The sequence below is a fragment of the uncultured Fretibacterium sp. genome (assembly GCF_938040765.1).
In the GTDB taxonomy this organism is placed as follows: Bacteria; Synergistota; Synergistia; order Synergistales; family Aminobacteriaceae; genus CAJPSE01.
Map to the genome: position 1 here is coordinate 1 of NZ_CALIAA010000257.1, position 18,379 is coordinate 18,379.

The window sequence follows — 18,379 nt, forward strand, 5'->3', positions numbered from 1 at the left end:
TGTCGGGGGCTCCTTCCTTTATGTGAAAGAGCTGCTGACCTCGACGGGGGCGGCTCTTTTTTGTGCCTGCGTCTCATTATACGACAGAGTACGGTAAAATAGGGCATGGAAGGGAGGTGGGCTGTGACGAGGACAAGGGAACTGCGTCAGGCCAAAGGATTGACGATGGCGGGGCCAAGTCGTGAGACGAGGAGGCACCCTGGAGGATGCCGAAGATGCGATAATGCTTCTCACGCCGTCCCGGCAAGCTTCAGGGTCTTTCCAAGCCTTTTGTCCAGTTCCTCCCGCAGAAGGGGCGCGCTCTCGAGCTGAGGGTCCGTCTCGAGGAGTCTTCTTGCCTCGTCCCTCGCCAGGCTCAGAAGCCTCCGGTCCCGAACGAGATCGGCCACGCGAAAGTCGGTGACTCCGTGCTGGCGGACCCCGCAGACCTCACCGGGGCCTCTTTGCTTCAAATCCTCCTCGGCGAGGTCGAAGCCGCTGGAGATCCTGAGCATCGTCTCGATGCGACCCCTCCCCTCAGGAGAGGTTTCCCTTCCCTCCAGCAGAATACAGGCGCTGTCCGCGCGTCCCCGGCCGACGCGCCCCCGGAGCTGGTGCAGCTGGGCCAGTCCAAAACGCCCTGCGTCCTCGACGATCATGAGGGTGGCGTTCGGGACGTCCAGTCCCACCTCGATGACCGCCGTCGCCACGAGCAGGTCCGTCTTGCCCTCGGAGAAACTCCTCATGATACTCTCCTTCTCCCCCATGGGGAGGCGGCCGTGCAGCATGGCGATCCGCACTTCGGGAAGCGCACTCGAGAGGCGGCCGAAGCGGGAGACGACCGCTCGGGGTTCTCCCTGCTCCTCGTCCTCGATGAGGGGACAGACCCAGTAGACCTGCCTTCCCCGGCGGATCTCTTCTCGGACCAGGTCCAGAAGCGTTTTCTCCATCCCCGCACTCATGCGGATGGTCTTGATCGGCGCGCGCCCGGGGGGGAGCTCGTCCAGGATGGAGACCTCCAGGTCCCCGTAGATCGAGAGCACCAAAGTCCGGGGTATCGGCGTGGCGGTCATGACCAGGACATGCGGTGCGGAGGCTTTCGCGATCAGGGAATTTTTCTGCAGCACGCCGAAACGATGCTGTTCGTCCACGATCACCAGTCCCAGCCTGGCGAAGCGCACCTCGTCCCCAAAGACGGCGTGCGTACCGACGATCACCTGAGCGCCCCCGTTCCGGATGGCCTCTGCCGCGCTCCTCCGCTCCGCGGTCCTCTGCCCTCCCGTCAGGAGCACGGTCTCGATGCCCTGAGACCCCAGCATCTCCTTGAGGTTGAAATAGTGCTGCTGAGCCAGAATCTCGGTCGGCGCCATGAATACCGACTGGACCCCGGAGTCGGCCGCCGCCAGAATCGCCGCCGAGGCCACGAAGGTCTTTCCCGATCCCACATCCCCCTGAAGCAGGCGGTTCATGGGCGTCCTGGAGTTCATGTCCCCGAGTATCTCGGCGACGGCGCGCCGCTGCGCGCCGGTCGGCTCGAAGGGGAGACCGGGTCCCATGAGGGCCTGAAATTTTCGGCCTGGCCTGATGGGGACGGCGTGTCCGGAGGCCGCATACGTTCTGCGGCGCAGCAGAAGTCCGATCTGAAGTAGAAAAAGCTCGTCGAAGGCCAGACGATTCCTGGCCCTCAGCCAGGAATTCCTGTCCCCCGGGCAATGAAGTTCCCGAACGGCAGCCGGCAGGGCCTTCATTCCATGGCGTCTCCGGAGCGAGTCGGGAAGAAAATCCGTCAGTTCCCCCCCATATGATTCCAACACGGTACCGACCAAGCGCCTCGTCCACCTCTGGGAAAGGGGGGCCGCAAGAGGATAGACGGGGACGATCCGCCCCACCGAAGCGGTTCCGTCTCCCTCCAGAACCTCGAATTCCGGATTGGTCAGCTGGAGGCCGCCGCGATACTCCACCCTTCCGTACAGGGCCAGCCTCATTCCGGGCCTGAACCGGGACCCCAGCCGAGGGTTGTTGAACCACACGGCCCTTACGGTGTGGACCCCGTCGGTCAACGCTATGGAAAGCGGTCCGAAACGATACCCGGCAGGCCCTGCGGGCGAGGCGGCAACCTCCGCGACGACCGCGGAGAAGGTATCGGGTTGAAGATCGCCGAGCGGGGTCAGCGCACGCCGGTCCTCGTAGCGTCGAGGAAAGAAAAAGAGCAGATCCTCCACAACAAAAATGCCCAAGCGAGCGAACGCTTGAGCCCGTTTCTCCCCCACTCCGCGGAGGAAACGAATTGAGGATGCCAGAACGCTCATGTTACGACGATGGGAGCTACCTCCACCCGACGTTCGGCAAAACGCACACACTTTCGGCAGGAAACGCCCCCACCTTACGCAACGTCCCCTTCCCCGCCGACCACCAGGGCATTGATGGGGTCGGCCTCAGCCTCGGAAGAGGATTCCGATTGGTCCACGACCTCCTCGGCCGGAGCATCTTCTTTCGAATCCGTTGAATCCGTTGAATCCTCTGCCTCGAGGTCCTCCATTTTTCCGGCCATCTCCAGCTCGAATTCCTGTTGGGCCTTGTCCACAACCTGCCCGAAGTCAATCAACATGGAAACGGCGGCCCTCAAGAACTGCTGCTTTTGAAGGTTCAGAAAATGCAGCTGTTCCCTGATCTCCTCCACTTCCTCCGAGATCTCGGCCTTGCGTCGCTCGGCGTCCTGTTGCAGGCTGTCACATTTTTGCCGGGTCTCCTGGAGGAGATCGGAGGCCTTTTCCCGCCCCCTGGCAAGCATTCTCTCAACCTGTTCGGATGCCTCGGCCAGGTCCCGTTCTCTCTCCCGCGCCAAGGTCTCGCTCTGCTGCTGGGCTTCCTGAAGAATGACGGAAGCGGCCGCGCGAGCCTCGGAGAGTATCTTCTCGGTTTCTTCGGAGACCTCTTTCTTACGCTGATCGATCTCCTGTTCCAAGCTTTCCCGCATCTGCTGGGTTTCCTGAAGCATGTTCGAAGCCGCCGCACGCGCGTTGGAGAGGACCTGCTCGGCCGATTTCTCCGCCTCCTCCAGGCGAGACTGCGCCTGGAGGTCGATCTCCCCCAGCTTGGAGTTGGCCTCGGCGATACGCGTTTCGGCCTCCTGGCGAGCCTGAGTGAGGATCTCCTCCGTCTGCAAACGGGCTGCCTCCTCCATCTCCTTCGCGCTCTTGCGAGCCTGAATCAGTGCGTCCTTGATCATGTCCGTCATGGACTCCTGCTTCTGAACGAGATCCTCGAGCTCCTGGATGCGCCGTTCACTCTCCTCCAGGCGTAAAGCGTAAGTCTCGATATCGTCCGCAACCTGATTCAGAAACTCTTCAACCTCCGGAATGGCATAGCCTCCAAAGGAAACTTTTTTAAAGGCCCTTACCTCAACGTCCTTGGCGGTCAAAAGATCCGGCATTCCCAAGTTCCTCCTCAGCCCATTCCTCAAACATACCTTCATGCGGTGTAACGACGTAAAGCGCAGGCTCGATGTACTCCATACGGCCCTTATGGGCGAAGGCCACTCCTCCCATAAAATTGATGAAGGGACGCCCTTCCTTCTCGAAGCTCTGAGGATCCAGATCGTGAAGATCCAGAAGGATCATCACCCCGTCCAGCAGGGCATCCCTGAGCTTGAGCTTGATCTCCTCGGAGGGGACCCCCTTGAAGAAGACCATCCTCAATGGACCCTGACCGGACCGAGCCTCATCCCGCCGCCATGCCTGAGACGACTTTTTGGCGGGTTGGGGCTTCTCGCCGTAATGTTCCTCGGATTCGTCGTAGTCGTCGTCACCGTAGAATCCCAAGATCTGCATCAGTTTCCTCACCAGTCTACTCCTCCTCGAACAGGATGCAACCTTCTGTTCGTTGCTTCCGCCCTAAACTATAACATGTATTGGCAAAAAAATCACAAAAAGGTTAACGGGGCCCAAAAAGTGCCGTCCCGATGCGAACCATCGTGCTGCCCTCCAGGATCCCCCACTCGAAGTCCCCGCTCATCCCCATGGAGAGGACCGGCAGTTCCCGGCCGGAGGAGGAACGGGCTCGGTCCGAAAGCTCCCTCAGGGAGGCAAAGGCCCTCCTGACCTGCGCTTCGTCGTCCGTCAGCGGGCCGATAGTCATCAATCCCTGAAGGTTCAGGCGCGGTGAGTTCAGGACATGATCTAGGAGCTTCGGAAACTCGCCGGGCTCGATCCCCGTCTTGCTCGCCTCCCCGGCCGTGTTGACCTCGATCAGCACCGGAAGGGAGCGATCGAGCTCCATGGCGATACGATCCAGCGTCGAAGCGATCCCTATGGAGTCCACCGAATCCACGCTGTCGAACATTTCGACGGCGCGACGGGCCTTATTTTTCTGGAGGTGACCGATCAGGCGCCATTCCGGGCCTCCCTCCCCGCCCCATTCCTGTTTCTTCGAGAGGGCCTCCTGAACGCGGTTCTCGCCGATGGCATCGATCAAGGGAGCCGCTTCACGCATCTCCGCCACGGTTCTTGTCTTGGTCACCCCTACGAGCCGAACGTCGGACCCCTTCCTTCCGGTATGTTCGGCGCAGCGGGCTATCCTTTCCCTTATCGCGGAAATCCTCTCCTCGAGAGACATGCTTGCCCTCCTTCTACCAGAGCCTGATGACGCCGGACAGGTTCTTGTCGGCATGCAGGATCAATTTGTTCCCGGGCGCCACGCCCCTGGTGATGAAAAAATGTCCGTGGTCGGCGGGAAACCCCTCGACGTCCTGCGATAAAACCCGGCTTCCCTGCACGAGAAAGACCACATTCCTGCCGTCTCGGGTCACGACCGCCGTATCCGGAAGCATCACGCCCTGGAGATCCCCGGCGATGACGCGGCAGGAGAAGGCACGGGAATGCAGGACGGAGGCAGGGAAAAAAGGCAGACGCAGGCAAACCTTTATTTTCTGTCCGGAAAACTTCACTGCGACGATCTCCGCTTCCCGCTCCTTCCCCTCCGGGTCGAGGCGAATCCTTAACGAGGCTTTCTTCCGCCGCAGGCTGAGCGCAATGGACGGACTGTTGTCGAGATAAGCGATCCAGCGCAGAAATTGCGGTTGGGGCACGAGCTTGCCGATCGGCGCCCCCTTCCGCAGCTGGGTCCCGTTCTCCAAAAGAACGGCCGACCTGAAAAAAGGAAACGGCGCAAACTCCGGCCAAAGACGCGAGTAGACCCAATGCCCCTCCTGTCCGTCCAGCGCCGGGAAAAAATAGCCCGGAGCGGGGACCTTCACGGCTGCTCCGTCCAGGGCCGCCACGACCTCCCCCTTCGATACCCTTCGGGGAAGCGGAGAGAGGTACGTGAGGACACCGTCCCTGGGGGCGTAGACGAGCTGCTCGTCCCACAGCAGAATCCCATTCAACGGCTGCTCCTCGATATAGCCGACGGCGAAGGCCTCGATGATTTCAGGGTGAAGCAGCCGATAGTTTTCGAGCCAGATGAGGTAAACTTTGCCCACCCCGACGAAGATCAGCAGAAAGGCCGCATAGTAGACCAGCCGTCCGAAGAGCCCGTTTCCCCCTTCCGCATTTCTGCCCTCCGGCTCCATGGCCTCCTCAGCTCCTCTTGTCCCGAACCAGCTCGGCGAAGGCATCGTGGCGGTGAATGCTCTCCGCGCTGGTAACCGATATATCGTACCAGACGATCCGGTCGTCCCGGTCGAGGGCCATGGCGAGCTCCCGCGCGAGGTCCTCGACAAAACGGGGCGTTTCGTAGGCCCGCTCGGTCACGAACTTCTCGTCCTCCCGCTTCAGAAGGGTATAGAGCGGGGTCGAGGAAGCGTCCTCGACCGTGCGGATCAGCTCCTCGAACCAGACGAGACCGGAGCTGCGGACCTTCAGGCGGACGAAGGCGCGCTGATTGTGCGCCCCCACCCTCGAGATCTCCTTCGAACAGGGGCAGAGCGTCTGCACGGGGACGCCGACTCCGACCTTCATGTCGAATTCGCTGCCGCGGCTGATCCCCTCCAGACTGGCCTCGTATCGCATGAAGCTCTCGATGCCGGAGACGGGGGCCTTCTTACGGACGAAATAGGGAAAATCGAACTTTATGGAGGCCTCCGAGGCATCCAGCTTCGAGCAGAGATGCTCGGCCAGCACCCTGAGGGTCGTCAGCGAGACCTTACCCTTGTACTCCTCCAGGGTTTCGATGAAGCGGCTCATGTGGGTTCCCCGATACTCGTGGGGAAGCAAAACGCTCATCGAGACCGACGCGATGGTCGCCTGCGTTCCGTTCAGCGGGTCCATGACGGTGATGGGATAATGGACGTCGCGCACCCCTACGCGGTCGATCGCGATATTGCGCAGATCCCTTTCCTTCTGCACGTCCTTCATGGCCGTCCTCGGTCCCCCATCCGGCCGGTCCGGTCCGACGCGCTCAGGACGACGCAGCTGGTCGCCGTCTCCCAGAGCCAGACCTCGTGCAGGCGGCAGTTGGACCGGGAGAGCGGAGCCTCTATCTGGTCCCATATCCATTGGGAGATATTCTCCGCCGTGGGCTGCGGGATGATGTCATTGATATAGGTGTGGTCGAGCCGTGATACGACACGCTCCCTGACTGCGGCGGAGAGCTCGCAGAAGTCGAGGATCATTCCCTCCGCATCCGGCGTTCCCTCGAGAACGACGGCCAAACGATAGGTGTGCCCGTGCAGGGCCTCGCACTTCCCGTGATATTGAACGAGGTTGTGCGCCGCATCGAACGTGAACTCCTTGCGAAGTAGCATGGTCGCTCCTTAAAAGAAAAACAAATCCGGATAAATTCGAAAATCATTCCCGAAAACAGACGAGAACGGCTTTTCAAAAGTCCTCTTCTTCAATGAAAAAAAGCCTTTTTTTCATTGAAGCCGCTTTCGCCTCAAATTATACATGATTCCACCGAGCCGCAGGGCTTGGCGGGACCGTTCATGTCTTCCAGCGATTGTGCATCCAGAACCACAGCTCCAGCCTCGGGGCAATGATCTCCTCCAGAGCGCGGTTCACCTCCAGGGTCAGCAATTCCGCCCTGCGGAGCCTGTTTCGCTCCTCCGGAACGGGCAGAGGAGGAAAGAAGCGCACCCTGTGTCGGAAGGGAGCCAGGCGGTAGATTCCGACCGGGACGATGGGGACGGAGGCCAGAATCGAAAGCACGGCGGGCCCTGTGGTATTGGTACATTCGTGTCCCATGAAGGGCAGACGTACCCCCCCCAGCCAGGAGATGTCCGCAAGAAGGGCAATATGTGCGCCCTCCCTCAGGAGGCGTACGAACTCCAGGGTGGAGGTATCCTTGGGCAGCAGGCCTATGTCGCAGCGCTCCCGATACTCCCGGAGCAGATCCGAGATGCCGCGGTCATGGATCTCCTGCGAGACGATATGAAAGCCGGGGCCTCCATCGCGTTTGCACACCTGCGCGTACCAGGCCGCGAGGAGCTCCCAGTTGCCGAAATGCGCACTCAGAAAAAGGACGCCCCTGCCCTGCGACCGGCATTCTTCCACCCAATGGAGTCCCTCGACCTCCTCGACCCAGCGCAAGGCCTGCCGGGGGTCCCGCTGCAGGACCATGAGCTCCGTTACGGTCCAGGCCAGATGCCCGTAAAGCCTGTGCCGGATGCGGGCCCGCCACGCACGGTCCTTATCGGGGTACACGAGGCTCAGGTTGGATTCGATCCGTCCCTTACGGGGGGCGAGGACACCGAGCGCGGCCCCGAAGAAGGCGGCCGTCGCCCGCGCCCTCCAGCCGGGTGCGGCCAAGGCCTGAAAACGTCTCAATATCCAGGATGCAGCGGTCAAACGCTCCCCTCCAGCACCGAGCGGTACATCGCCTCGAGGGAATCCGCGCTCTCCGAAGCGGAGTAGCGGGTCTTGATCATGTGCCGGGCGGAGATGGCCAGGGCCCGCCCACGGTCGGAAATAGCCTGGCTTATGGCCTCCTTCCAGGCTTCTTCCCTGTCCTCTCCGACGGAAAAATAGCCCTCGTCGCCCAAGAGGGAGTGAAGATAGGGGGTGTCCGGCCCCACCACGGCCAGCCCCTGCATCGTCAGGGCGGCGGCGTGAAGGGCCTCCGAGGGGCCGTCGCCTGAGATGAAGCAACCGCTCTTGGCCGCCGACGCACCGACGCGTCCCATCCCCAGGTCCACGACCGGACTGTTCAGCGCCGCAACGGCCTCGCGCAAAGGGGCGCTCGCCGACGCCAGCTTTACGTAGACCGCACGGGAACCATCGGGCGGAACGCCGGCGGACTCCTCCGTATGAACGAGGCGGGACTCGAAAGTCGGCTTGACGACGGTCTCCCCATCGTCGGCCTGTTCCGTGAAGATGCGGGAGGGATGTCCTCTCCATGCGGGATCGGGGAGCCAGGACGTATGCACGGTCCGGGAGCGTACCCTCACGAGGCCCCACCAGCGGGGAGCCTTGCCCCAGAGGTGCCAGAGAGCGCCTGCCGAGGAGAGGATCAGCCGCATTCGTTCCAGAAGCGTCAAGGCCCTCCAAGAGAGGACTCCGTCGAGACAGAAGTCCGTCGTGCCCCCGTCCGTGTAGATGGACAGGCCGACGCCGCGGGCCCTCAGCGCGGCCCCCATGTTGCCGATCATCGCCCGTTCCCAGGGGTGGGCGATCTTTGATGCATACCAAATGCAGGGAACCATCAGTACCTCCGTAACACTCTTTTGGGGGAGTCCTCAAAAGCTGGAATCTACGAGAAGGCGACCAGATGGAACCGCTTGCGCCCGATCCGGACAAAAAGGTAACGGCCCCTTCCGAGCTCCTCCCGGGACACGGTCGCCCCCTCGTCGGAGGCCCGCATCCCGTTCAGGGATACGCCGCCCTGTCGGATCGCCCTTTTGGCCTCTCCCCGGCTCTCGAAGGCCCCGCAGACCGTGAGCACGTCCAGCAAGGCCGCGGGCAGGTCCAGGTCCACCTCGGCAAAGGGAACCTCCTCCCGAAGGGCCGCATAGGTCTCCTCCGTTAGATCCGTGAGGTCGGACTCCGCATCGAAGAGTACGGAGCTGGCTTTGACGACGCTGAGGGCCGCGCCCTCCCCGTGGACGAGCTGCGTCACCTCCAAGGCCAGACGGCGCTGGGCCGCCCGCTCCTCCGGCCGGGCCGCATGCCTCTCCATGAGGTCCCGAATCTCGTCCAGCGGCAGGAAGGTGAAGAGCTTGAGGAGGCGCTCCACGTCCCTGTCGTCCGTGTTGAACCAGAATTGGTAGAACCGGTACGGGCTGGTCCGTCTGGGATCGAGCCACACCGCCCCCGCCTCGGTCTTGCCGAATTTCGTCCCGGACGCGGTCAGCAGGAGCGGCTGGGTCAGGCCGAAGACCTCACCCCCCATGGATTTCCGGACATAGTCCGACCCGGCCAGCAGATTCCCCTGCTGGTCGTTGCCGCCCATCTGGAGACGACAGCCATGGGTCTCGTACAGGTGCCTGAAGTCCATGGCCTGGAGCAGGACGTAGGAGAACTCCGTGTAGGAGATGCCCTTCTCGGGGTCCTCCAGGCGGCTTCGCACGTATTCCCTGGCGATGAGGCTGTTGACCGAGAAATATTTGCCGACGTCCCGGAGGACCTCCAGAAACGAGTGGGAGGAAAGCCAGTCGTAGTTGTTGAGCAGCAGCGCGGAATTCGCTCCGCAGTCGAAGTCGAGGAAGTGCGCCAGCTGGGGGCGCACCCCCTCCACGTTGCGCCGTACCTCCTCCACCGTGATGAGGTTGCGCTCCCTGCTCTTCCCTGACGGGTCGCCGATCAGTCCGGTGCCGCCTCCGGCCAGCGCGATGGGACGATGCCCCGCACGCTGGAGCCATGCCAGCGCCATCAGGGGGATCAGGTGGCCGACGTGCAGGCTGTCCGCCGTGGGGTCGAATCCGACGTAGGCCGTGATCATCCCCTCGTCCATGACCTCGCGCAGCCTGTCCTCCGCATTGCACCATTCCACATAGCCACGGGACTGCAAAACATCAAAAGCCTTCTCCGGCATCTCCGCACTCCTCCCACTCCGTCCCCGTTATTCTTATCGTATCCTGCCGGGGCGAAGCGTTATTTTCTCCAATTTTTATCCAGAATTATAGCGAGAAAACGCCATTTTGTCCCTTGGACTCCAAGACGATTCCGCCTCCGAAATCCAAGGGATAAACATCGAAATTTCAAAAAGGAAAACGGGGTTTTTCATCCCGCCCTGATCGCCCTCACGGGGCAGGCCCTGAGACAACGCATGCAGCCGACGCACGCAGCCCCGTCCACCTCGGCGGCCCTCCCGGGGAGCGTCCGCATCGCCCCGACGGGGCAGACTTTCCCGCACCGGCCGCAGGCCGTGCAGGCCTCCTTCCGAACGTGAGCCTTGAGTCCCGCTACGGACATTCCTCTCGATCAGGGGAAGAGCTGCAAGGCAGGGGACGATCAGCCCTCGCGCCGGGGGCTGTAGTCGATGGCGCTGCCCAGCTCGGAGAGCTTCTTCGGGGAGTGTACCGCCGAGATGTAGCGCACCGTCCCGCTCTTGCCCCTCATACATATAGAAGAGGTGTGGATCCGCTGCCCCTGGTAGCTCACGCCCTTCAGCATATCGCCGTCGGAGGCGCCCGTCGCGGCGAAGAAGACGTTGTCCCCCTTCACCAGGTCCTCGAGCGTCAGGACGGTATGCCGCGTCAGTCCCCGGGCCTTGCCCTTCGCCTCATCCTCCTCGTTGCGGAAGTAAGGGCGGCACTGCATGTTGCCCCCCAGGCACTTGACCGCACAGGCCGTGATGACGGCCTCGGGAGAGCCCCCGGAGCCCAGGAGCAGGTCGGCCGTCTCATTCCAGCAGGTGGTGAGCGCCCCGCTGACGTCCCCGTCGGGGATCAGACGGATACGAGCGCCCAGCTTGCAGACCTCCTCACGGATCGCGTCGTTGCGGGGGCGGTCCAGCATCACGACCGTGACGTCCTCGACCGCCTTGTTCTTGGCCTTGGCCACCCGGCGCAGGTTGACGTGGACCGGCGCTTCGATATCGATGAAGTCGGCGGCCTCCGGCCCCGTCACGATCTTGTCCAGGTAAAAGAGGTCCTGGGGACTGAACATGCTGCCACGGTCCGCCGCGGCGACGACGCTGATGGCGCCGCCCAGGCCGCAGGCCATCAGGCGCGTTCCGTCGATGGGATCGACGGCGATGTCGACCTCCGGACCATCCCCGCGGCCCAGTTCCTCCCCGTTGAAGAGCATCGGCGCCTCGTCCTTCTCCCCCTCGCCGATCACGACGACGCCCTTCATGCTCACGCTGTTGAGCATGTAGCGCATAGCCTCGACGGCGGAGCGGTCCACATCGTTCTTGCTGCCCCGTCCAAACCATCGGCCGCTGGCCATGACCGCAGCCTCCGTACCACGAACCAACTCCAGAGCCAAATTCTTATCCGAAGCGAAGAGCGACATAAACATCAACCTCCCTGCAATACGGTCTCGAAGAATCCTCCATCCGAGAAAATGTCCTTGAAGCGCAATCGACCGGCGGCGTCGCGGAAAGTCCGTTCCGCTCAAGTTCACTTTGCAGTAAAAGCGGAAAAAAGTCAAGCCCGAGACGGGGCTCGGGCCTGACCTGATCGGCTCAAAGGTAAGAGGTCCGGAAGGGAGGGGAATCAGCCGCGGCCGCGGCCCCCCATGGTCAGGGCCATGACAGCCTTGGCCGTATGCAGACGGTTCTCCGCCTCGTCGTAGACAATGGAATGCGGCCCGTCGATGACGGAGTTCTCAACCTCGTTGTTGCGGTCCGCAGGCAGTGCGTGCATGTAGACGACATCGCGATCCGCCGTGGCGATCTTCTCCTCGGTGCACTTCCAGGAGCGGTGCGCCATGAGTTTGTCGTCGACCACCTTGACCGCCCCCGTCGTCGTCAGGCCCGTCTGGTCGGTCACCCAGTTGCCCCAGTTCTTGGGGATGACGATATGGGCGTCCTTATAGGCATAGGCCTCGTCGTCCGTCACGGTGACGCTCCCGCCGTAGCGCTCCGCATTGGCCCTGGCCTCGGCGATGACCCAGTCGGGAAGCTCCCAACCCTTGGGGTGCGCCAGCACCACATCCATCCCGAAGCGCGGGAAGAACAGCACCTGGGACAAGGGCACGGAAATCGGCTTCTTGTGGCTCTCGGCATAGGCCCAGATGATGGAGACCTTGAGCTTTTTGGTCGTCCCGAACTTCTCCTGGATCGTCATCAGGTCGGCGATGGCCTGCATGGGATGATAGAGGTCGCACTGAAGGTTCATCACCGGGACCGGGGCCCATTGCGCCATCTCGTTGATGTACTTGTTGCCGTAGCCCCAGTTGCAGTACCGGCAGGCGATGGCATGTCCCATCCGTCCCAGGATGATGGCGGTGTCCTTGGCCGACTCGCCGTGGCTGACCTGCATGGTACTGGTGTCCAGGAAGTGTGCGTGTCCGCCCAGCTGGGTGATGCCCGCCTCCATGGAATTGCGGGTACGGGTCGACTGTTCGAAGAACATCAGAAAGATCGTCTGGTTTTTGAGCGATTCGTTAAGCCGCCCCAAAGCAAAGTCCATCTTGAGCTGCATCGAGACCTTCAGCAACGTCTCGACCTCGTCCTGGCTCCAGTCCCGAAGCGTGACGAAATGCTTCCCCCTGAACAATGTCTGCACTCGAAATCTCTCCTTAAATAAATGGTGAATAATATCTCGATCCCCGGTCCGTCCCGATCAGAGGGCCAGCCCCGTCATCCGGTTGAAGGCGTCGATCTTCTCGTCGATGACGTCGGCCATCTTGTGGACGTTGGTCCAATAGTCCCGGTCGTACCACTGGGCGTTCAGCTCCTCGGATGTCTTCCCCTGCTGTTCGACCCATGTGTAGTACTTCAGGTTGTGAATGCGTTTACGGTCGTAATAAGAGAGTTCCGCCATGCCGTCGATCCCCATCCCGAGGACGTAGCGGTTGTGATCGACCGCAGCCTGGACCTGGGTGTAGGCGCCCATCTTCGCGGTCATCTCCTCCAGGCGGGAACCGTACATCTCCATGGAGTCCGTGAAGACCGTGACGATGACGTCGTTCTCGTCCATCTCGTAGTACCTGGCCATCTTGATCGCCATGGCGACGTTGGCCGCTCCGGAGATGCCCATCAGGTTCAGGCGCTCGATGTCCGCCTCCTTGACCCCGATGCTCCTGAGGTACTTTTGCCCTTCCGGCTCGTTGCAGATGCGGATCATCGCCATGCAGACGCTGTCGTCGATCGCGAAGACCACGTCGGTGTTCTTGACGTTGTGGACCCAGGGGACGTGCTTATCGCCGATCCCCTCGATGCGGTGATCTCCGAACCCGTTGAGAAGCAGGGTCGGACACTGGAGAGCCTCCCCCACCCCGAACCTGAAGGTGGGAAAGACCTCGCGCAGATAGTCGCCCGATGCGGTCGTTCCGGCGGACCCGGACGTCACGACGACGCCGGCAAAACGGTCCCTCGCGCCCTTGACGTCGTTGAAGAGTTCCTCCATGGCCCGTCCGGTCACCGTATAGTGCCACAGATGGTTGCCCAGCTCATCGAACTGATTGAAGATGACCGCCTCGGGGCGCGTCGCACGGATCTCGGCGACCTTGTCGTAGATCTCCTTGACGTTGCTCTCCGTACCGGGTGTGGCGATGATCTCGCCCGCCACGGTCCTGAGCCAGTCGAATCGCTCCTTGCTCATCCCCTCGGGAAGGATGGCGACGGACTCGCAGCCCAGGAGCTGGGCGTTGTAGGCTCCTCCGCGGCAATAATTTCCGGTGGAGGGCCATACGGCCTTGTGGCGCGTCGGGTCGAACTGCCCCGTCACGAGGCGCGGGACGAGGCAGCCGAAACTCGCCCCCACCTTATGGGCACCTGTGGGAAACCACTTGCCGCAGAGGGCAAAAATTTTTGCCCGTACCCCGGTGATCTCGTGCGGAACCTCGAGATAATTGACCTTGCCGTAGAGCCCGCCGCTCTTCTGGGGCTGGTTCTTCCAGGTGATTCGGAAAAGGTTTGCGGGATCGACATCCCAAAGCCCGATCTTTTTCAGTTTTTCCTTGATGCCGGTGGGGGTGTGGGCTTCGGGATCCCGCATCTGCTTGAACGTCGGGATCAGGACATTACGCTTTTTAGCCAGCTCCACCGTATTTTTCAGATTCTCCTGATTCATCGTCAGATCGATCATATTGTTCCTCCTCCGTCCTGATGGAACCCGCCTTGTTTCCCGGGGTTCCCGCTATACCAGATCGGGATAGACCGGAAACTTCGCGCACAGCTCCCGGACCTCAGCCCTTACGGTTTTTATCAACGACTCGTTTTCGACGTCTTTGGAGATACGGTCGATCCACTCCGCGATGCGCTTCATCTCCGGCTCCCTGAAACCGCGGGTCGTCACGGCCGGGGTCCCGATGCGGATGCCGCTGGTGATCGTGGGCTTCTCCGTGTCGAAGGGGACGGCATTCTTGTTGACCGTCAGTCCCGCCTCGTTCAGTGCGTGCTCCAGCGCCTTGCCCGTCAGCTTCTTGCTGCGCAGGTCTATCAGCATCAGGTGATTGTCGGTTCCTCCGGACACCAGCTGGAACCCGTACCCGACAAGAGCCTCTGCCAGCGCTTTGGAATTGGCCAGGGTCTGCCGCTGATACACGGCGAAGGACGGCTCCGCAGCCAGCTTCAGGGCCACGGCCTTGGCCGCGATGACGTGCATCAGGGGCCCGCCCTGCATTCCCGGAAAGATCGCCTTGTCGAGGGCCTTCGCAAACTCCTCCTTGCACATCACCATGCCGCCGCGCGGGCCGCGAAGGGTCTTGTGGGTCGTCGTCGTGACGAAATCGCACCACGGCACGGGATCCTTATGCAGCTTCGCCGCGACGAGCCCTGCTATGTGGGCGATATCGAACATCAGATAGGCCCCGACCTTCTTCGCGATCCTGTGGAAGGCTTCGGCGTCGATCTCGCGGGGATAAGCGCTGGCGCCGCAGACGATCATCTTCGGCTTGTGCTCCATGGCCTGGCGCTCCACATCGTCCATGTCGATGCGACCGGTCTCCCTGCTCACGCCGTAAGAGACGAAGTTGTACAGCCTGCCCGAGAAGTTGACGGGGGCACCGTGGGTCAGGTGTCCGCCGTGAGAGAGGTTCATGGCCAGGATGGTGTCTCCGGGCTGCAGGACGGAGAGGTACACGGCCATATTGGCCTGCGAGCCGGAATGGGGCTGGACGTTGACGTGATCGCAGCCGAAAATCGCCTTTGCCCGGTCGCGCGCGATGTTCTCCGCGACGTCGACGACCTCGCAGCCTCCGTAATAGCGCGCGCCGGGGTAGCCCTCCGCGTACTTGTTGGTCAGGACCGATCCCAAGGCAGCCAACACCGCAGGGGCAACGACGTTTTCCGAAGCGATCAGCTCGATGCCCTCCTCCTGGCGTCGGCGCTCGCCCGTATACACCTCGTAAATCTCAGGATCCGTCGCCGCGAGAAACTCCTTTGCCGTCTTCATCGTATAACCTTCCTCTCGATCGTCATGAGAACTCAGCAAAAAACTCAAATTTCATTGTTTTCTCTCCTGCTTCGGACCGCAGAAGAACACAAACGGGGTTCCGCCAAGCCAAAGCCTTTCTTCAAAATCTAAAGCCCCAGCTTGCTTTCGAGCTCAGCCAGATCCGGGGCGACGGACAACGCCGGGGGCACCGATTTCTGTGCGTTGGCGATGTCCTTGAGGCCGTTCCCGGTCACGACGACCGCCACGCGGTCCCCACTGCTCAAGGCCCCGGATTGGGCCGCCTTGCGGAACCCGGCAAAGGCCGTCGCGCCTGCGGGTTCGCCGAAAACCCCCGTGGAGCGTGCCAGTTCGGGAATGGCGGACAGGATCTCCTCGTCGGTCACCGTGAGCATGTCTCCATCCGTCCTGCGAACGGCTCGCAGCGCCTTTGCCCAGTTTCGGGGGGAGCCCACGGAAATGCTGTCCGCCAGGGTCGCGGCCCTGGTGAAGGTCACCTTCTCGGCTCCGGCCTTGAAGGCCTCGTAGATCGGCTTCGAGCCCTCGGCCTGGACGCCGAAGATGCGGGGCATCCTCTCGGTCAGCCCCAGTTCCATCAGGTCTCCGAAACCCTTGTAAAGGCCCCCGATACAGCATCCATCCCCAACGGAGATGAATACCTTGTCCGGGACATCCCAGGCGAGCTGTTCGGCGATCTCCATCGCGCAGGTTTTCTTGCCCTCCACAAGATAGGGGTTGATCGCGCAGTTGCGGTTGTACCAGCCGAATTTGTCGATTGCCGCCGTCGCCAGGCGGAAGGCATCGGCGTAGTCTCCCTTGACGAGGAGGACCGAAGCGCCGTAGACCAGGAGCTGCGTCACTTTGGCCTGTGGGGCCCGCTCGGGGACGAAGATCACGCTCTTCAGCCCCGTCACGGCGGCGAATCCGGAGAGGGAGCTGGCCGCATTCCCCGTCGAGGAACAGGCGACGACGTCCCGCCCGAGGTCGAGCGCCTTGGCGACGCCGACCGCGCTGGCACGGTCCTTCAGGGACCCCGTGGGATTGCGGCCGTCGTCCTTGATGAAGAGCTCCCGCACTCCATAACTTTCCGCAAGGCGCCTGGCTTTATAGAGCGGGGTCCACCCCACCTGCAGCGGTGGGATGGAGGTATCCCGGATGACGGGCAGAACGGGTCCGTACCTCCATAAGGACGGCGTCGAATCCGCCTCGAGGGAGGCCCGGTGAAGGGACTTCTTCAGACGAGGGTAATCGTACAGGACATCCAGAGTTCCGTCCAATCCGCATTGGTCGCAGGTATAGGGAGCGGTGGAGGGCTCATATTCCTTTCCGCAGAGCACACACTTCAGAACCGACGGCTGAGACATGGGGAACCCCCTATCCGGAATTCATCTTGGAGACATCAATGAAGCATCGGCACCATTATATATGTAAATCCTGATAATGAGGCTACTTCGACCTCATGACTTATGCTTCAGCGGACAAAGGATTCCGGCTGGACATGCTTTTTTGCCATACCGTCGCTGTCAAACCATTCTCGAGTCAGAGCACGCAGAGTTTTTCCCAGCAGAATGATGGAGAGGACGTTCAACGTCAGGATGATGCCGATGCCCAAGTCCGCAAACACGAACGCGGATTGAATATGAGCGATGCAGCCGGCGGCGATCACTGCAACGAAGATGGCCTGAGAGAGCCATGAGACAATTTTGCTGTTGAAGATCTCCAGAGATTGAATTTTGACGGTCTCTCCGATGCCGATAATGGAACTGAGGGCAAAGAGGACGACTGCGACGATATAGCCCCAGCGGCCGACGGAACCCAGTACGGAGATCAGTGCGTCGGAGGCGAGGAGAGCCCCGCCGCCCGTCTGCCAAACTCCGGAGAACAGCACCATAAATCCCGTCAAACTGCATACGACGATGGTGTCGATGAAGGTTTCGAACACGGCCCACATCCCCTGTTGAGCAGGATGGTCGATCCCCTCGGCCTGTGAGTGCAGGATGGCCTGCAGCCCCAAGCCGGCATCATTGGAGAAGACGCCGCGTGCCAACCCCCAGCGAACCGTCGCGCTCAATGCCGAACCGGCAAAGCCTCCGACGGCCGCTTGTCCCTCAAATGCCCCCTTGAAGATTGAGGAAATAACGCTGCCGACGTTTCCGAGGTTCGCTCCGATGACGATCAGGGAACAAATCAGATAGAAGAGGGTCATGAAAGGCACCATTTTGTCCGTCACCTGCACCAGACGCCTGAATCCGCCGATGAGGATCAGTGCCGTCACGGCCACAAGCACGACACAGGTCCCTATAGGGGGAACTCTGATGGTGTCGAGAGTGTTCGTGATGGTGCTGGAGTGAACGGCAGCGATCAGGATGACGGCAACCAGCATGCAGAAGCCCACGATATACGCCAGCAACCCACTGTGCAGTCCGTCCCGGATGTACATGAAGGGACCTGACAGGTAGCCGGAGCCCTTGGGATTACGTTGACGATAGTTGCATGAGAGGGTCACCTCACCGAATTTAATGGCCATGGCCACAAAACCGCAGACCCACATCCAGAACAGAGCGCCCGGACCTCCCAACGAGATGGCCGAGGCCACTCCCACGATGTTGCCCGTGCCGATGGTCGTGCCTAAAGCCGCCGTCACTGCCTGGGCCGGGGAGACCCCCAGTGCCCGTTTACGGGCCTGCTCCTCCTTGTCGAACAGAGAGAGGAGCGTATGCTTCATGATGAAGCCAAATCGTGTGAATTGCACTCCGCCGATCAGAAAAGTGATGATGACGCCGCCTCCGATCAAAACGATCAGGATTGGAATACCCCACAGCCAGCCGGTGAACGCAGATACGGCATCGTAGATTTTCGCTGGATTGATCTGTTCCATGACTTGACCTCCTTAAAAAATGTATCCTTCGAGCTATATCTCCCGGATCAGAGCCGCATAGACCTTGCACGCTTCCTCTATTT

17 protein-coding genes are annotated in these 18,379 nt (G+C 61.3%); all 17 read right to left on the reverse strand.

Annotated features, from left to right (window positions below):
* Positions 1-230: 230 nt before the first annotated feature.
* The 17 genes from recG to Q0176_RS08975 all read right to left on the reverse strand — a co-directional run bounded on the left by recG (position 231) and on the right by Q0176_RS08975 (position 18,296).
* On the reverse strand, positions 231-2,288 hold the full coding sequence (gene recG, locus Q0176_RS08895) for an ATP-dependent DNA helicase RecG (protein ID WP_299301738.1): 2,058 nt from the start codon (positions 2,286-2,288) through the stop codon (positions 231-233).
* A 74-nt stretch (positions 2,289-2,362) separates the two neighbouring features.
* Positions 2,363-3,412, reverse strand: a complete 1,050-nt coding sequence (locus tag Q0176_RS08900; RefSeq protein WP_299301741.1) for a DivIVA domain-containing protein — start codon at positions 3,410-3,412, stop codon at positions 2,363-2,365.
* Positions 3,381-3,821 carry a cell division protein SepF gene (sepF, locus tag Q0176_RS08905; protein WP_299301744.1) on the reverse strand — a complete coding sequence of 147 codons (441 nt, stop codon included), beginning with the start codon at positions 3,819-3,821 and terminating at the stop codon, positions 3,381-3,383. Before sepF ends, Q0176_RS08900 begins: the two co-directional genes overlap by 32 nt.
* Positions 3,822-3,912: 91 nt before the next feature.
* Positions 3,913-4,593: a YggS family pyridoxal phosphate-dependent enzyme gene (locus Q0176_RS08910; RefSeq protein ID WP_299301747.1), complete on the reverse strand. Its 681-nt coding sequence runs from the start codon at positions 4,591-4,593 to the stop codon at positions 3,913-3,915.
* A gap of 13 nt (positions 4,594-4,606) precedes the next feature.
* Positions 4,607-5,548, reverse strand: a complete 942-nt coding sequence (locus Q0176_RS08915; RefSeq protein WP_299301750.1) for a hypothetical protein — start codon at positions 5,546-5,548, stop codon at positions 4,607-4,609.
* Positions 5,549-5,555: 7 nt separating this feature from the next.
* The gene (folE2, locus tag Q0176_RS08920; protein WP_299301753.1) at positions 5,556-6,332 is read right to left on the reverse strand and encodes a GTP cyclohydrolase FolE2; all 777 of its coding nucleotides are present in this window, start codon (positions 6,330-6,332) and stop codon (positions 5,556-5,558) included.
* Positions 6,329-6,721 carry a 6-carboxytetrahydropterin synthase QueD gene (gene queD, locus Q0176_RS08925; RefSeq protein WP_299301756.1) on the reverse strand — a complete coding sequence of 131 codons (393 nt, stop codon included), beginning with the start codon at positions 6,719-6,721 and terminating at the stop codon, positions 6,329-6,331. The genes folE2 and queD overlap by 4 nt, the downstream gene beginning before the upstream one ends.
* A gap of 178 nt (positions 6,722-6,899) precedes the next feature.
* A complete protein-coding gene (locus Q0176_RS08930) occupies positions 6,900-7,763 on the reverse strand; it encodes a lysophospholipid acyltransferase family protein (RefSeq protein ID WP_299301759.1) in 864 nt (287 codons plus the stop codon).
* Positions 7,760-8,617 carry a hypothetical protein gene (locus Q0176_RS08935; RefSeq protein WP_299301762.1) on the reverse strand — a complete coding sequence of 286 codons (858 nt, stop codon included), beginning with the start codon at positions 8,615-8,617 and terminating at the stop codon, positions 7,760-7,762. The genes Q0176_RS08930 and Q0176_RS08935 overlap by 4 nt, the downstream gene beginning before the upstream one ends.
* Before the next feature lie 47 nt (positions 8,618-8,664).
* Complete coding sequence (tyrS, locus tag Q0176_RS08940; protein WP_299301764.1) at positions 8,665-9,945, reverse strand: tyrosine--tRNA ligase; 1,281 nt, start codon at positions 9,943-9,945, stop codon at positions 8,665-8,667.
* A gap of 188 nt (positions 9,946-10,133) precedes the next feature.
* The gene (locus Q0176_RS08945) at positions 10,134-10,325 is read right to left on the reverse strand and encodes a 4Fe-4S binding protein (protein WP_299301767.1); all 192 of its coding nucleotides are present in this window, start codon (positions 10,323-10,325) and stop codon (positions 10,134-10,136) included.
* A gap of 39 nt (positions 10,326-10,364) precedes the next feature.
* Positions 10,365-11,369, reverse strand: coding sequence for a class II fructose-bisphosphatase (glpX, locus tag Q0176_RS08950; protein ID WP_299301771.1), 1,005 nt, complete (start codon positions 11,367-11,369; stop codon positions 10,365-10,367).
* Positions 11,370-11,572: 203 nt separating this feature from the next.
* Positions 11,573-12,586 (reverse strand): ornithine carbamoyltransferase, encoded by a 1,014-nt coding sequence (locus tag Q0176_RS08955; protein ID WP_299301773.1) that lies wholly within the window; start codon positions 12,584-12,586, stop codon positions 11,573-11,575.
* A 57-nt stretch (positions 12,587-12,643) separates the two neighbouring features.
* Positions 12,644-14,110: a pyridoxal-phosphate dependent enzyme gene (locus Q0176_RS08960; protein ID WP_299301776.1), complete on the reverse strand. Its 1,467-nt coding sequence runs from the start codon at positions 14,108-14,110 to the stop codon at positions 12,644-12,646.
* A 51-nt stretch (positions 14,111-14,161) separates the two neighbouring features.
* Positions 14,162-15,418 (reverse strand): serine hydroxymethyltransferase, encoded by a 1,257-nt coding sequence (glyA, locus tag Q0176_RS08965; protein WP_299301779.1) that lies wholly within the window; start codon positions 15,416-15,418, stop codon positions 14,162-14,164.
* Between the two features lie 128 nt (positions 15,419-15,546).
* On the reverse strand, positions 15,547-16,782 hold the full coding sequence (locus tag Q0176_RS08970) for a threonine synthase (RefSeq protein ID WP_299301782.1): 1,236 nt from the start codon (positions 16,780-16,782) through the stop codon (positions 15,547-15,549).
* Positions 16,783-16,889: 107 nt separating this feature from the next.
* Positions 16,890-18,296 (reverse strand): sodium:alanine symporter family protein, encoded by a 1,407-nt coding sequence (locus tag Q0176_RS08975; RefSeq protein ID WP_299301785.1) that lies wholly within the window; start codon positions 18,294-18,296, stop codon positions 16,890-16,892.
* Positions 18,297-18,379: the final 83 nt, after the last annotated feature.